Source organism: Candidatus Nitrosocosmicus agrestis (assembly GCF_008389435.1).
Taxonomy (GTDB): domain Archaea; phylum Thermoproteota; class Nitrososphaeria; order Nitrososphaerales; family Nitrososphaeraceae; genus Nitrosocosmicus; species Nitrosocosmicus agrestis.
The window spans coordinates 70,642-83,560 of sequence record NZ_VUYS01000018.1; the positions used below are offsets into that span (position 1 = coordinate 70,642).

A 12,919-nucleotide genomic window follows, 5' to 3' on the forward strand; every position below is an offset into this window, starting at 1 on the left:
TATCAGTATATATGTGTGCACACAATATGACATCGCCGATTGCTCGTGTGCACGTACGCACTCACATATATACACAATAGAATAGAGGATTGTTTCAATAATCATCATTAGTCATTTGGGTGGGTAGATAAATCTGTCATTCTGCATTGTTACCTATTAATTCTCAATGTTAATTTATTGTCATGTCATACAAAAAGATAAGTACATTGAATAATTACGAAACTTTAATGATTTTCCTGAAACAAAAATCAAATCTTGTATTTATTCTGCAATTCTTCAGATTTATTGTTGCTTTTTTTATCTTTCACAATGAGTGCAGTTTGAGATCCTATTATTTCTTGGTAAAATATGATATGGTTAGTCTATCCTCCTCCCCCCACTAACCGCATTTTACCAGCTGTTACCATCATCAAATCCATTAGTTAAATCAAGACAAACCCTGCAAAGTTCTTCACTTTCATCTGGTCGCATTTTAGGAACCTACTTTTTATTACTCCACTAATATCCTTTTTGAAATATCATTCCTTATTCACCATTACTTCTATTTCTGGCCTTTGAGGTATTGGTTTTCAATTTCCTTCTTTGTTTCCTTTTATTGGTTTTGATAAGTTCTAAGAATTAGGAATATTGTTAATTACTATAAGCCCGATTTTATTACATTTAGGAATTTTTGATTTGTGACTATATGTTGATAAAGAAGGAAGAGAAGATTAAGGATTCACTATAACAGTACCAAACATACTTGTAGGATGAACCTCGCAAATATAATCAAAAATTCCGGATTTGTTAAATGTGAATTCAAATGTCTGATTGGGATGCATGAAGCCTGAATTAAATGAAGCCTTCTTTTCTGTCACAGTATGAATTCCAAAATCACTGTTTGTCCATACAATCGTATCACCTTGTTTTATTGTTATAGGATTTGGCTGATATGCTTTGTCATTTAATTTGGAAGCTTCAGAAACTATGGTTGCCCCAATGGATGTTCGCTGGGCATATGCATCTGAATTTATCAAAAAGATCAAAGTGACAAATAGAATGCCTGCAATTATTTTGAGGAACATACAGATATAGTGAAAACTAGTCAATTTATTTTAATCCTTTATTTTTTAAAAAGAGAATAATAGAAAAAATATATCAGGATGCTTATCTCAATTATGACATCTCTTCATCGAATCTAGGGAGTAGACTTGGTGATGGGCAGAAATAAGTTCGTCTATTTTATTTCAACTAAGATAGAATGGAGAATAGGTTATTCTTCCCTATTCACCCATTGTATTTTCAATACTGAGAATAATCCAAAAAGATGTAGCAATAGTAATAAAATATTATCCTACAGGAAAATTCGGAACAATACTTTCAAATGGATATTGCAAAGTAATATATATCTACAAAGAGTAGTATTACTAATATAGGGGAAGAATTGTATTCTTTGATGCTGGACTTTTAGGCTTCCAAATGTCTGAATAACAGGATATGATTTCCCACCCATTCCAAGATCATTTTACAATTACAACTTTCTTGAAAAACTATCTGCTATGGAAAGAATTCTGTTCTATTTATTATCTACAAGGAAAAAGACCTTTGCCTATGTAAAGAATAATGTTGGTACTAGGCATCAATCACATTCGTATACTCCATATGTTAATTAATTATGGTATATCAAATGGAATAAAAAGTAAAAAAAGACACTACTTTTGCTCTAGGTAAACCTTCAGTGTAAACAGAGATAGTCAAAAACTAAATTTTCATATTGATGATAACCAAACTTTGTAAATATTCAATATCATTAGCTCAATCCATCTTTCTAATCGATGATTTGATTGCATTAATTGTGTGGGACATTTCTTCTTCTGAGTTAAAAAAGTGAGGAGACATGCGTAAAATCTTTTTTTCGCCTAATTCGCGCTCTGCCATTATGATCCCACTCTTTTGCAATATTTGATTTATTTTCGGAATTCTTTCGTTATTCCTTACCTTTAGCGAAAATGACAACATATTGGATCGGAATACTTCTTCTTCAGCTTCGTGGATCAATATTTCTTTGTTATTCGCCAATCCCTCCCTAAGAATGGAATATAGAATCTTGTTACGCTGATTTATTTTCGGAATTCCGATCCTCAATATGTATCTTAATGATGCTTCAAGTCCTGCAAGACCTGGAAAATTTCTAAATGTGGAATGAAACTTTTCAGGATACTCATGAAATTTGATCACTTTTCTTATACCATTTGATTTTTCAGTATTATAGAGGTTTGGTAATGTTTCTGCTACACCAGAACCTGAACCTACAAAAACGGATTTGAATTCTTCCATCAACTGCTTCCTAACAAACAAAATCCCTATCCCTAAAGGTGCGCATATCCATTTGAATGCAGGGAATGTCATGAAATCACATTTCAAGCTTTTCACATCGACTTTGATAGAACCCACACTCTGAGCCCCGTCTACAACAAGTAACGTATCATGAGCACCTTTGTTGATACAATCCGATATTTTTTCGATAGGGGTAATAGAACCGTTGTTATACATGACATGACTTGTAGTAACCATTCTGACAGGGTTATGATTGTATATTTGCTCAAATTCTGACACAAGGTGTTTGCCAGTTGCCATGCTGTTAGTTAAAGAAGGAAAATGATTCAAACAAAGTCCCAAATCATTTGAAACCTTAACCCAAGGTAGATAATTTGAGTAGTGTTCATTAATAGGGTCACGAACCAAGACCTTATCACCTTTTCGCCAGTCTATTCCGTTCGCCACAAAATTTATTCCCTCTGTTGTACTCTGAGTAAAAATGATTTCATCGTTTCTACAATTGATTAGGTCTGCTAACCTTTGTCGAACCTCTTTTTTTAATTCATCTAAATATACATTGAATTCCTGAGAATCCGGACCCATCTCAGAGTAACGAAGACAAAAGTCTGTTATTGATTTTATGGTTGATAAAGGTAATGGGCCAATTGAACCATTATTTAGATATATCCTTTTATTTGTAATTTGAAAATCGGACCTTACTAGTTTAAATAATTCATTGTCAGATATTGCTGGGGTATTGGGACTAGCCAATATATAAGAGACAAGTGATTATTATTTAAGGTGTGTTAAAGCGGTTCCTTGCAATGCTAAATCAGCTATAACAGAGGGTATTAATTTACTATATTTTTCTGACATGACTGGAAAAACCGCCTTTATTGAAAAAATAGTAGCTGATTTTGAGAAAAAAGCTTTGATAGTGGATTTTGATACACAATTCACAGCTCTCAAAGCTAACGGGTATCTCTCCGCTATATTTTATGAATCTAATGGACCTGAAATATTCTTACCTGATTTAGTCTTTACCTCTGAAATAGTAGACAAGATTCTTCACACTTTGAAATTAAATGAAACGATTATTTTGGATTCACTAAATGGCCTCATGGATTATTTTAATTCTAAATTAATACGGGGCAAAAAAACTTTTTCTAACACGGAGACTCTTAAAATTAAAAGGATCGAGTCCAATTATAGACGAGGAAATAATTCAATCGGTCACCTAACTTTATTTCTTTTAAAAATGTTATTCGCATCACCTTTGATTGACAGGGTATCAATTATCCTCACATCATACATTCCCCAACAGTCAGCTGAAGGATTAGGTATCAGATTAATTAACTTGGAACGCAATTTATTTGCGAGCGGAACCCATTTTGAGAGGCTGTCACAATCAATAGCGGTTCTTAGATATGATCATGATAAAAAGAGATTGTTTTATACCAGAATCTTGAACACAAGAAATTTTCCTGAGAAATCTCGTGTTTTAGATTACCCTAAAACATTTCAATTAAAATAAATTTCTATCCATTAATATTGTCAAGCCTTTAACTCCATTATTTTGTACATAAAAATCATGGAAATAATGAGGATTAGAAACCCTGCACTCAACAAAGCGTACTTTTCATTATTTTTTTCAATTCCATACGCTTTGGCTGCTAAAATGGCTCCAACGAGTCCAAATATCAAGACAATGACACCTATAGTGGTTTCATAGTTGTTTTGTACCGCTCTTGATGGCAAAAACATAGCTTGGTTGTAGGCCTGACCTTCAATAATCGCATTGATTAACCCCGATGTAAAGGCAAAATAAATCAAAATGTAAATGCAGGTAACTATGATAATAGGTGATATTATTTTAAATTTCAATATGCTAATTAAAGATATAGTATTTATAAATTAAAACCTTTACTTACTAAACTGTAACCAATGAATCTTCAAAGGCGCTCGGGCCGAATTATCGTATTAGAAGGTCTTGATAAATCAGGTAAGACCACCCAAACAAAATTATTATTTGACTATCTCCAAAACAAAAAACCGGGCAAAGTCATCCTCATTAGTTTTCCTGATTACTCCACTCAAATTGGAAAATTGGTGAGAGATTTTTTGGATGGGAAAATCAAGTATAGCACCGAAACTTTACATATGCTGCTGGCGGCAAACAGGAGAGAAAAAAAAGAACTGATTCTGAATTATTTAGAAAATGGTAACACCATTATCATGAACAGGTATTATCATTCCAACTTGGCATATGGCATTGCAAACGGAATCTCAAAAGAATGGCTCTTACATCTAGATGAGGGTATGCCCAAGGAAGATATCACCGTGTTACTTGACATTGCGCCCGAAATTACTCAATCAAGAGTTGTTAAAAATAACTTTGATGCAGACATATTTGAGAAAGACAATGAATTTCTAAATCAAACCCGAACTAATTATCTCAACTTGGCGAAAGAATACGGATGGATAGTAATTAGATCTCATAAGAGGAAGGAAGAAGTTTTTAATTCTATATTGGGAGCTGTTGATGAATAGCTATGTTACAAATTACAAGTAAGGACTATATTACCAAATGACATTATCGTTTATAGGGGAAATAACAGACCCCATCCATAAAAACATAAAGTTCACTAAAGTAGAAAAGGAACTTATTGATACTTATATATTTCAACGATTGAGAAGAATCAGGCAACTTGCTGGTGCTCATTTGGTGTATCCGGGGGCACTTCATTCTAGATTTGAACATTCGATTGGATCAATGTTTTTGGCCGGAATGGCCGGCCAGACCCTTCTGGAAAAAGGCTACCTTCAGGAATTCGATACCATACAAGAGCTTAGAATATCTGCATTACTTCATGATATTGGTCATGGTCCCTTCTCTCATCTCTATGAGGAAGTCCTATCTTATTCTGAGTTTAATTCCCATGAAAAGATGGGTGAAAAGATAATTAATGAAACAATTATTGCTGATACTTTAAAACATAATGGATTTAATCCAAGATCCATCTCGGATATTAGTTTTGGTAAGCATAAAACTCGATTTTTGAATGAGGTAATCTCAGGTGGATTGTCTGTAGATTTGATGGATTATCTTCCAAGAGACAGTTACTTTTCTGGTACCGAATATGGTAAAATCGATTACTTTAGAATTATAAATTCTTTCGAAGTATCCTCAAGTGGAGAATTGGGCATTAGTAAGTCAGCTTTGTACTCTTACGAGTCCATGCTGATTTCAAGGTATCAAATGTTTAAGGCTGTGTATTTTCACAAAACAGTTCGAGCTGGCGAAGTTATGATTCTAAATGCAATGAAAAACTTGATCCGCCATGTCAAGCCGGCATCTGAAAATTCACTTGAATACTTCCTTAATTTACATGATGAGATGATCCTTGATACACTAAGCGCGATCGAGGGATTAAATGAATCTTCAAATGATTTTAGATATGTCCAACTTTTGAGAGACTATAAAAATCGCAAACTTCTCAAATGTATTTATGAATACCTTTCTTTATCCAACAAGCGATATGGCCAAGACCAATTGCTCCAAAATAGCAAGATAAATAAGGCTCCATCAAATCTAGAGTATTTTTTAGATTTTGATGCCCGAGTATCTAGAATCAAGAAATTTATAAATAAATCTCAATCAAACGGCGAATTTATTTTTTTGGATATTTCTAAAGCCCCTTCTATTCCTTTGGCACCCAAAAAGGAAGAAGTTACTTCAATAATGATTGTGGATAGAAAGGGAGAATATGAAAAATCCTTCGATCAAATACCTTTGATAAATGTAATTTCCGGATACCTTGACATGATAAGACTCTATACTACTAAAGAAAACCGAGGCAAGTATGAAGATTTAATGACCGATTTGCTCTGATTTATATCTCACAATTTTTATTATCGCATTCGAATTTAATAACAAATGGATAAAGAACGTGTTGTTATTAAATTAAGTGGTAGCTTGTTTAATTTTGACACTACAGTCGAAAGGATAAGAGAGTATGTTGATTTAATTATTGAAGTTAATGGTATTTATCAGCCGATTATTGTAACAGGGGGAGGTAGAATAGCTAGATACTACATTAATATCTGCAGAGATTTGGGATTGGATGAAGCTGGACTTGATATGACTGGAATAATGGTTTCTCACTTAAATGCAAAGCTGTTAATGTCTGGGTTGGGCGAACTATGCTATCCGTGCCCACCCAAAAATCTAGAGGAAATTTCTTTGGCCTTGCAGTCAAATAAGATAATAATAACTGGTGGATTATATCCTGGTCAAAGTACAAATGCTACATCCGCATTAATTGCTGAAAGAGCGAATGCAATAAAATTCTTTAATGCAACAGATGTTGAGGGTATTTTTGATTCTGATCCAAATAAAAACCCTCTTGCCAAAATGTATAGCTCGATCCATGTTCGAGAATGTATTGACATGTTAAAGAACGAAAAATCGATGGCAGGAACCTATGATCTAATGGATCTGATCAGTCTTAAAGTCATTGAAAGATCCAAATTAAAAGCTGTGGTTTTGAAGTCATCACCAGATAATATTCGCAAATGTGTTATTGAAAATATAAAGTTGGGTACTGAAATAATTATATAGTTTTTATGTCACCTTGATACTCTTCGATTCCATCATTCAAAATCTTATCATAAATCCTTAAACCTTCTTCTAGAGTTAATGGCTTTGACTGCGCTTTGGCAAACCCATCTTCATCAGTAAAATAAATTATTATTTGTTGATCATACTTTTGTTTAGAGACTTGGATTGCTTCACCTACAGGCATAAATCCTTTCTCCTGTCCCCCATTTTTAATTGTGTAAGTGAGCATTGCAAACCCTGTATACTTAAATAATTTCATCTGCGCATCCTTAGACCTTTTTTGACCTATAAAAGCTGCTTCATTGTATTTCATACTAAATACAAAAAAACATGCTTAATATTTACATATGATTAGTTTTCAAAGTTAATTGATGTTCAAAGAATTCAATTGCGACATGTATTTATAAATAAGGACTACGATTAATTTTTATGGCTTTCGTTAATGGTTTTGAATGGGTTATCATAATAGTTATCGTAGTTGTCATCTTTTTTGGCGCCAAAAAAATACCCGAATTGGCACGTTCTATGGGAAGAGCAACAACTGAATTCCAAAAAGCCCGAATTGAAGCAAAGAGAACTCTTGCATCTGAAACAGAATATACCGTTGAAGGTAAGAGATCGATTGATAGGGAAAAGTTAGAATCAATCGCAGAAACTTTGGGCGTTGATTACTCAAATAAAAATGATCAAGATTTGAGAAATGCAATAGACGAAGAATTGAAAAAACAGGGAGCTCAAGAATAGAATTGATTGGGAAGTCTTAGGTGATTTTTTATCGATTTATATATCTAACCTTGATCAGAACTAAATGTATTTGAATAAAGTGTTGGATAGTTATGATTTAAAAAACTTGACAATTGGTGTAATTGGAAGTCATTCTGCACTTGAAATTTTAGACGGTGCTAAAGATGAAGGTTTTAAAACAATTTGTATCTGCCAAAGAGGTCGAGAGTTACCTTACCAGAGATTTAAAAGACTGTCTGATGGAATAATGATCCTCGATAGCTTTTCTGATTTAGTTTCTGATGAAATACAAGAAAAATTAATTAAAATGAATACTGTGTTAATTCCTCATAGATCGTTTGTTGTTTATTTAGGAACAAAAAATATTGAAGAAAAAATTCGCATCCCAATTTTTGGCAACAAATTTATTTTAAAGGCGGAAGATAGGCATCTTCCTAGGAATCAATATTATTTATTGAAGGAAGCAGATATCCTATTACCAAAATTATACAGATCACCTTCTGAGATAGATGGCCCTGCGATTGTCAAAATTCAAGATGCTAAAAGGCAACTTGAAAGGGCCTTTTTTATTGTTACATCTTATGAAGACTATAAAAGGAAATCAGAAACCCGTATTAATTCAGGATTGGTAGACAAGCAGGAACTAGAAAACAAGTCAACAATTGAACAATTCCTTATAGGGACATATTTCAACTTCAATTATTTTTACTCCCCGATTACAGAAAAGGTTGATTTTTTGGGAATCGAGAGGAGGCTTCAGAGTAATATTCACGATTATACCACAGCAGTACCCGCTGTAAACCAACTTGATATTAATATAGACTTGCAGAATATAGAGGTGGGCCACACCCCGGCCAGCATTAGGGAGTCGTTACTTGACAAAGTATTTAAAATGGGTGATAAGTTTGCAAAGACATGTTTAAAGGAATATCCGCCAGGTATTATAGGCCCATATTCTCTACAATGCGTGGTGACTGTTGATCTGGATATTGTGGTTTATGACGTTTCCCTTAGAGTCCCCGGAAATCCCATATTGGCCACGACTTCTCCATATACTAAATATCAATACGGACAGACATTTGGAGTGGGTAGACGAATAGCAATGGAGTTAAAGTCAGCATTAAATGAAAAAGTCAAATTCTCAACTTTGTTTACTTAAATATGATATCTAGCGTAGTTGAATCATAAAGTCTGTTGTCCATTTTTTCGAAACAGTCAGAAAAAAATTACTGATAAATTGGGTTGATTAGGAATAAAATGCATTTTGTACTTTTTTTAAGAATTTTCTTTTGCTATGCATTCAATTGCTTCAAAAACTATTCTATCAAAAGTTTGATGTGACCCAGTGAATTTTCCACCACCTTGACTAAAGTATTTGTTTCCTCCTCCTGATCCACCAAACTGTTTTGAGATTTGGCCTGCCAATGTTTTTGCAGAAATAATCTCTGCGATTATATGCCCTGCGAATGCAATTATTCTAAGAGAGCCAGATCCGCTTGTAACAAAACCCACATAAATCAAGTTCTTATCATAATCAGTTGCCAGTTTACCAACGTTTAAGTGAAACTCTTCATCAAAACTATTATCTTCAAGAACATAATAACGAAAATCATTACTAGAGAGTGATTTTAGGTTTAATGGTTTTGACTCCGCCATGATTTTTTCTAAGTATAATTCTGAAGTACTTTTCAGCAAATTCTTTATTCTCTTCTTTGATCTGTCTAGTTCTTCCAAATTCTTGGCAAGAGTTTCTAATACTTTTTCTCGATTAGTTCCTAAGCTAGACACTATTTTATGCAATTGATTTTCTTGTGACTGAACTTTTTTTAATGCATTATTTCCAGCTACAAACTCAATTCTAACAACTCCATCTTGTATCCTTTCAGTTTTTAGTATTTTGATTAGTCCTATTTCCCCAGTATTAAAAACATGTGTTCCACCGCATGCCTCAATATCCAAATTGCCTACTTTTACAATTCGGACCTTATTTGAAGGAACCACACCTCCTTGATAAATCCTAAATCCAAAATCCTGTTCTGCTATACCTCTGTCATAAGAATTAACATAAACGGGTAAATTTTGTCTGACTATGTCATTTGCCTTTTCTTCAATTTCCTCAACTTGTTCTCTAGACAGAGCTGAATGGTGAGTTATATCCAGCCTAGCATAATCTTCCTCCTTGAAAGCCGAATTCTGCCAAACCCAAGATCCCAATGTGCTTCTTGATGCCTGATTTATGATATGAGTGGAGGTATGGTTTCTTGTTATGGCCGAACGTCTTTCCTTTTGTACTATGCAAGTAATTTTATCCCCCCTCTTTGCTTTAAATGAATCCTTGATATGATGCAAAACCACATTCTTTATTTTCACAACATTGTCAACTTGGTGGGGACCTATATAACCAAAGTCAGGTTCTTGACCACCACCACGAGGATAAAAGCAGGTTTTATCAAGAATTATCAAGTTATCGTTGACGACTTCTAAAACTTTAGCATCAAACACTGTTTGCTCGGGATGAATATAGTAAACAAGGTCAGTATCTGTCATTGAATCAAGATCCAGATTCAAATCAATGCCGAGATCGTTTTTGTCCATTTTTTTACTCTTTCCTGAAGAATGAATTTCTGAAATTCGAGTGTAAAAATTTGAAGGTACCGAATCAATCAATCCATATTCAACCAGATAATCTGGAGTAACCCCATCTGACTCGTATAATCTAATCAAGTCTTCAATGGTTAATCTTGTTTTCTCCTTCTTAATTCTTGATGATATCGTGGCAATCCTAGATTGAGTTTCTAAGTATCTGTCTGTTTCAATTTTGAGTATAGTATAAATGTCATCTCTATACTCTGCCAAGTCTTTATACATTGGACTTAACTGTTCGATATGGAAATCTACAATATCTGTTAATTTAATATTGAGATTCAACTGTTTTAACAGAGATAACGTTCTCCTAAGTATTACTCTAAGGTTATAGCCACCCCCAACATTTGATGGAAGCGAACCATCGCTTATCGCAAAAACAAGAGTTCTAGTATGGTCTATAACCGTGTAAAGTGATTCATAAGGGGTTACGATTTTATTTAATGTTCCTAATTCAATACCAATTTCTTTAGCAATTTCATTTTTAATTGCTGATATGTCATTATTAGACTCTAATTTTGAGGATACATGTTTAAAATAAGAAGATAATATCGTCGGGTTATCTTTGTACTTTGAATTTGGAGAATCAAATCCAAATCCAGTTTCCTTTTGAATCTTTTTTAATACCAAGTCAAATGTACAATCGTAACTTGTGGGTGTCCCATTAGTCATCCAGCATAATCTCTCCAATCCTGCCCCCATGTCGATTATTCTATTTTTCATTATTCTGTGATTTTTTTCACTACCTTCGAATTCAGTAAATACTGCGTTACCCAATTCGAGTCCTCTAACAAAGTACTCCAAGGAACAACCAAAAGCTCCCGCTCCGATCCACACATCTTCCACAAATGTAATTTCTGAAGGGGGGATACCCAGGACGTCGACTAGCATACCAAAATCCAAATCTATACATCTGTCCTTCCAGTAACCTCCAGTTGAATCTGCATCACATGTTTGTCCAATCATACAAAAGGAAGTGTAGTGTCTTCCTGTTGAACCTACATTTTCAACGTCATTAAATCGGAGACACATTTGTGGAACCACCAGAGGATTCTTTGGCAACTCGAAGATTACCTTATTTTCGGCAATTCTTTGAAAATCAACTATAGAAGCGATGGTGTAATAGAGATCTTCCCTCCATCTACATACAACTGGATATCGATTTACTATACTATGACCGTTCTTTTCAAAATAAGTCTTAATTTTATCCCATGTTTCTGCGTAGCTATATCTGTTAGAAGTTGGCGGATTTCCGATGAAATCATAGTTTTGATGATCTGGGCAGGTATTTTTCTCAACAATTGACCAGTAAAAACGACCACAAATCGAACAACCTTGTCTTTTAAAATCTAGACGTTCAAATAGCGATACCTTGTAATATTTCTCGTAGTCTGTAGAAAAAGTAGAAAGGAGAGACGATTTGTTCAAATTAAAAATGACTTAAGACAAAAGCATATTAATACTTTGAATGGATTGCAAGAAAAAGGTTAGATTCCTTATGAAGACGAAATCGCTTCATTTATAAATTTAACATAGGTGTCCTTTGGAGCAGCTCCAATTGTTCTTTTGATCTCTTTTCCATTTTTAAATATTAATAATGAAGGAATCGACTGAATTCCATACTTCATAGCAATTTCTTGATTTTCGTCTACATTTAGTTTAACAACCTTGATCTTATCAGAGTAAGATTGAGCTATTTGTTCTACTACCGGACCAACCATACGGCAAGGACCGCACCACTCAGCCCAAAAGTCTACAAAAACTGGTTTATCGGACTTCAAAACCTCTGAATCCCAATTTCCTGTTGTTACGTGGATGACATTGTCGTTTCCCATAATAACAATTATACGGTGACCGTATTTGAATATTTGTCATATCCAAATATTGATTGTCTTTTAGTTCTGTTATTTTTTTAGCGGCTTTTAGAAAGATTATTTGGTATTATGGGTCGATGAGGAATGTAAATGATGTATTAATGAAACTACTTATATGTCATTAGATTTAATTAATTTTTAGCATTTATGAAGGCAAGAATCCAAACTTAGTGTATGTAAGTCAAGTTTGTTGTAGCCTAACCTTTTAACCTCTCTACCAAGAAATATGTCAAATTTAATCTTAAAATGTATTAAAATAGTAACGATTACCTTTTACAATTAATACTGGGTTTTAATAGCGTATGCTTTCAAAGTTTCAATAAATTATCTGATCGTAATTTCGAGCTCATCTTTATTTTCAACTTCTTCCGTAAATTTGATAACTTTGACTGAATATGATATTGGTAGAATGAAAAGCTTTACAATTTTATTATATCTTTAGTAAAAAAAGCCAAAGCATCTCGGCAATCACAGAATGGGTATCTTCCTGGAATCGACCCTCCTACGCTAAATTTGCCTATTCCGAAGGAGGAGCAAAAATGCTTTTCTATAAGGTTTTGGTTTATTCTTATTAATGAATCAGAAATTCTGTTCATAATGCGCTGTTAACTTCGAAAAATCTATAGCTTGAAGATGTCCGTTTTCTGATATATTGACCAAAAGAAACAGGACATCTTCGTCAGATATTGACCGTGCATTGTATTTGTATTTTCTTGGCTTGTCAACTAGAGGTGTTTCC

Annotated in this window: 12 protein-coding genes; 6 read left to right on the forward strand and 6 right to left on the reverse strand. The window is 33.8% G+C overall.

Features of this window, described 5'->3' with window-relative positions; translation table 11 throughout:
* Nucleotides 1-710 precede the first annotated feature (710 nt).
* Both F1Z66_RS11700 and F1Z66_RS11705 read right to left on the reverse strand, forming a co-directional pair.
* Nucleotides 711-1,088: a plastocyanin/azurin family copper-binding protein gene (locus tag F1Z66_RS11700; RefSeq protein WP_149863806.1), complete on the reverse strand. Its 378-nt coding sequence runs from the start codon at nt 1,086-1,088 to the stop codon at nt 711-713.
* 706 nt (nt 1,089-1,794) lie between these two features.
* Nucleotides 1,795-3,069, reverse strand: a complete 1,275-nt coding sequence (locus F1Z66_RS11705; protein ID WP_159357407.1) for an aminotransferase class V-fold PLP-dependent enzyme — start codon at nt 3,067-3,069, stop codon at nt 1,795-1,797.
* A gap of 103 nt (nt 3,070-3,172) precedes the next feature.
* On the opposite strand from F1Z66_RS11705, the gene F1Z66_RS11710 reads away from it, so the two are divergent.
* Complete coding sequence (locus tag F1Z66_RS11710; protein WP_149863808.1) at nt 3,173-3,832, forward strand: hypothetical protein; 660 nt, start codon at nt 3,173-3,175, stop codon at nt 3,830-3,832.
* Nucleotides 3,833-3,852: 20 nt separating this feature from the next.
* Here F1Z66_RS11710 and F1Z66_RS11715 read toward each other — a convergent pair whose 3' ends face one another.
* Complete coding sequence (locus F1Z66_RS11715) at nt 3,853-4,182, reverse strand: hypothetical protein (RefSeq protein WP_149863809.1); 330 nt, start codon at nt 4,180-4,182, stop codon at nt 3,853-3,855.
* A gap of 60 nt (nt 4,183-4,242) precedes the next feature.
* Here F1Z66_RS11715 and tmk point away from each other — a divergent pair, with 60 nt between their 5' ends.
* The 3 genes from tmk to pyrH are packed head-to-tail and all read left to right on the forward strand — an operon-like array spanning nt 4,243 to nt 6,919.
* A complete protein-coding gene (gene tmk, locus F1Z66_RS11720) occupies nt 4,243-4,848 on the forward strand; it encodes a dTMP kinase (RefSeq protein ID WP_149863810.1) in 606 nt (201 codons plus the stop codon).
* 37 nt (nt 4,849-4,885) lie between these two features.
* Entirely contained in the window at nt 4,886-6,190 is a 1,305-nt protein-coding gene (locus tag F1Z66_RS11725; protein ID WP_149863811.1) for an HD domain-containing protein, read from the forward strand.
* Nucleotides 6,191-6,235: 45 nt separating this feature from the next.
* Nucleotides 6,236-6,919, forward strand: a complete 684-nt coding sequence (gene pyrH / locus F1Z66_RS11730) for a UMP kinase (protein ID WP_149863812.1) — start codon at nt 6,236-6,238, stop codon at nt 6,917-6,919.
* Here the strand turns inward: pyrH and F1Z66_RS11735 are convergent.
* The gene (locus tag F1Z66_RS11735) at nt 6,912-7,232 is read right to left on the reverse strand and encodes a hypothetical protein (protein ID WP_149863813.1); all 321 of its coding nucleotides are present in this window, start codon (nt 7,230-7,232) and stop codon (nt 6,912-6,914) included. The two genes, pyrH and F1Z66_RS11735, sit on opposite strands and share 8 nt — an antisense overlap.
* A 116-nt stretch (nt 7,233-7,348) precedes the next feature.
* Between F1Z66_RS11735 and tatA the strand changes: the two genes are divergently transcribed.
* Both tatA and F1Z66_RS11745 read left to right on the forward strand, forming a co-directional pair.
* On the forward strand, nt 7,349-7,663 hold the full coding sequence (tatA, locus tag F1Z66_RS11740; protein WP_149863814.1) for a twin-arginine translocase TatA/TatE family subunit: 315 nt from the start codon (nt 7,349-7,351) through the stop codon (nt 7,661-7,663).
* Nucleotides 7,664-7,733: 70 nt separating this feature from the next.
* Nucleotides 7,734-8,822 carry a DUF1297 domain-containing protein gene (locus tag F1Z66_RS11745; RefSeq protein ID WP_438502945.1) on the forward strand — a complete coding sequence of 363 codons (1,089 nt, stop codon included), beginning with the start codon at nt 7,734-7,736 and terminating at the stop codon, nt 8,820-8,822.
* Nucleotides 8,823-8,938: 116 nt separating this feature from the next.
* Here F1Z66_RS11745 and alaS read toward each other — a convergent pair whose 3' ends face one another.
* Nucleotides 8,939-11,734 carry an alanine--tRNA ligase gene (gene alaS / locus F1Z66_RS11750; protein ID WP_149863816.1) on the reverse strand — a complete coding sequence of 932 codons (2,796 nt, stop codon included), beginning with the start codon at nt 11,732-11,734 and terminating at the stop codon, nt 8,939-8,941.
* Nucleotides 11,735-11,802: 68 nt separating this feature from the next.
* Nucleotides 11,803-12,141 (reverse strand): thioredoxin, encoded by a 339-nt coding sequence (gene trxA / locus F1Z66_RS11755; protein WP_149863817.1) that lies wholly within the window; start codon nt 12,139-12,141, stop codon nt 11,803-11,805.
* Between the last annotated feature and the right edge of the window lie 778 nt (nt 12,142-12,919).

Bases quoted from the DNA above. Each gene is read 5' to 3' on its own strand.
- F1Z66_RS11710 (WP_149863808.1), top strand. From the start codon at position 3,173: ATGACTGGAAAAACCGCCTTTATTGAAAAAATAGTAGCTGATTTTGAG.
- tmk (WP_149863810.1), top strand. From the start codon at position 4,243: ATGAATCTTCAAAGGCGCTCGGGCCGAATTATCGTATTAGAAGGTCTT.
- F1Z66_RS11725 (WP_149863811.1), top strand. From the start codon at position 4,886: ATGACATTATCGTTTATAGGGGAAATAACAGACCCCATCCATAAAAAC.
- pyrH (WP_149863812.1), top strand. From the start codon at position 6,236: ATGGATAAAGAACGTGTTGTTATTAAATTAAGTGGTAGCTTGTTTAAT.
- F1Z66_RS11735 (WP_149863813.1), bottom strand. From the start codon at position 7,232: ATGAAATACAATGAAGCAGCTTTTATAGGTCAAAAAAGGTCTAAGGAT.
- tatA (WP_149863814.1), top strand. From the start codon at position 7,349: ATGGCTTTCGTTAATGGTTTTGAATGGGTTATCATAATAGTTATCGTA.
- trxA (WP_149863817.1), bottom strand. From the start codon at position 12,141: ATGGGAAACGACAATGTCATCCACGTAACAACAGGAAATTGGGATTCA.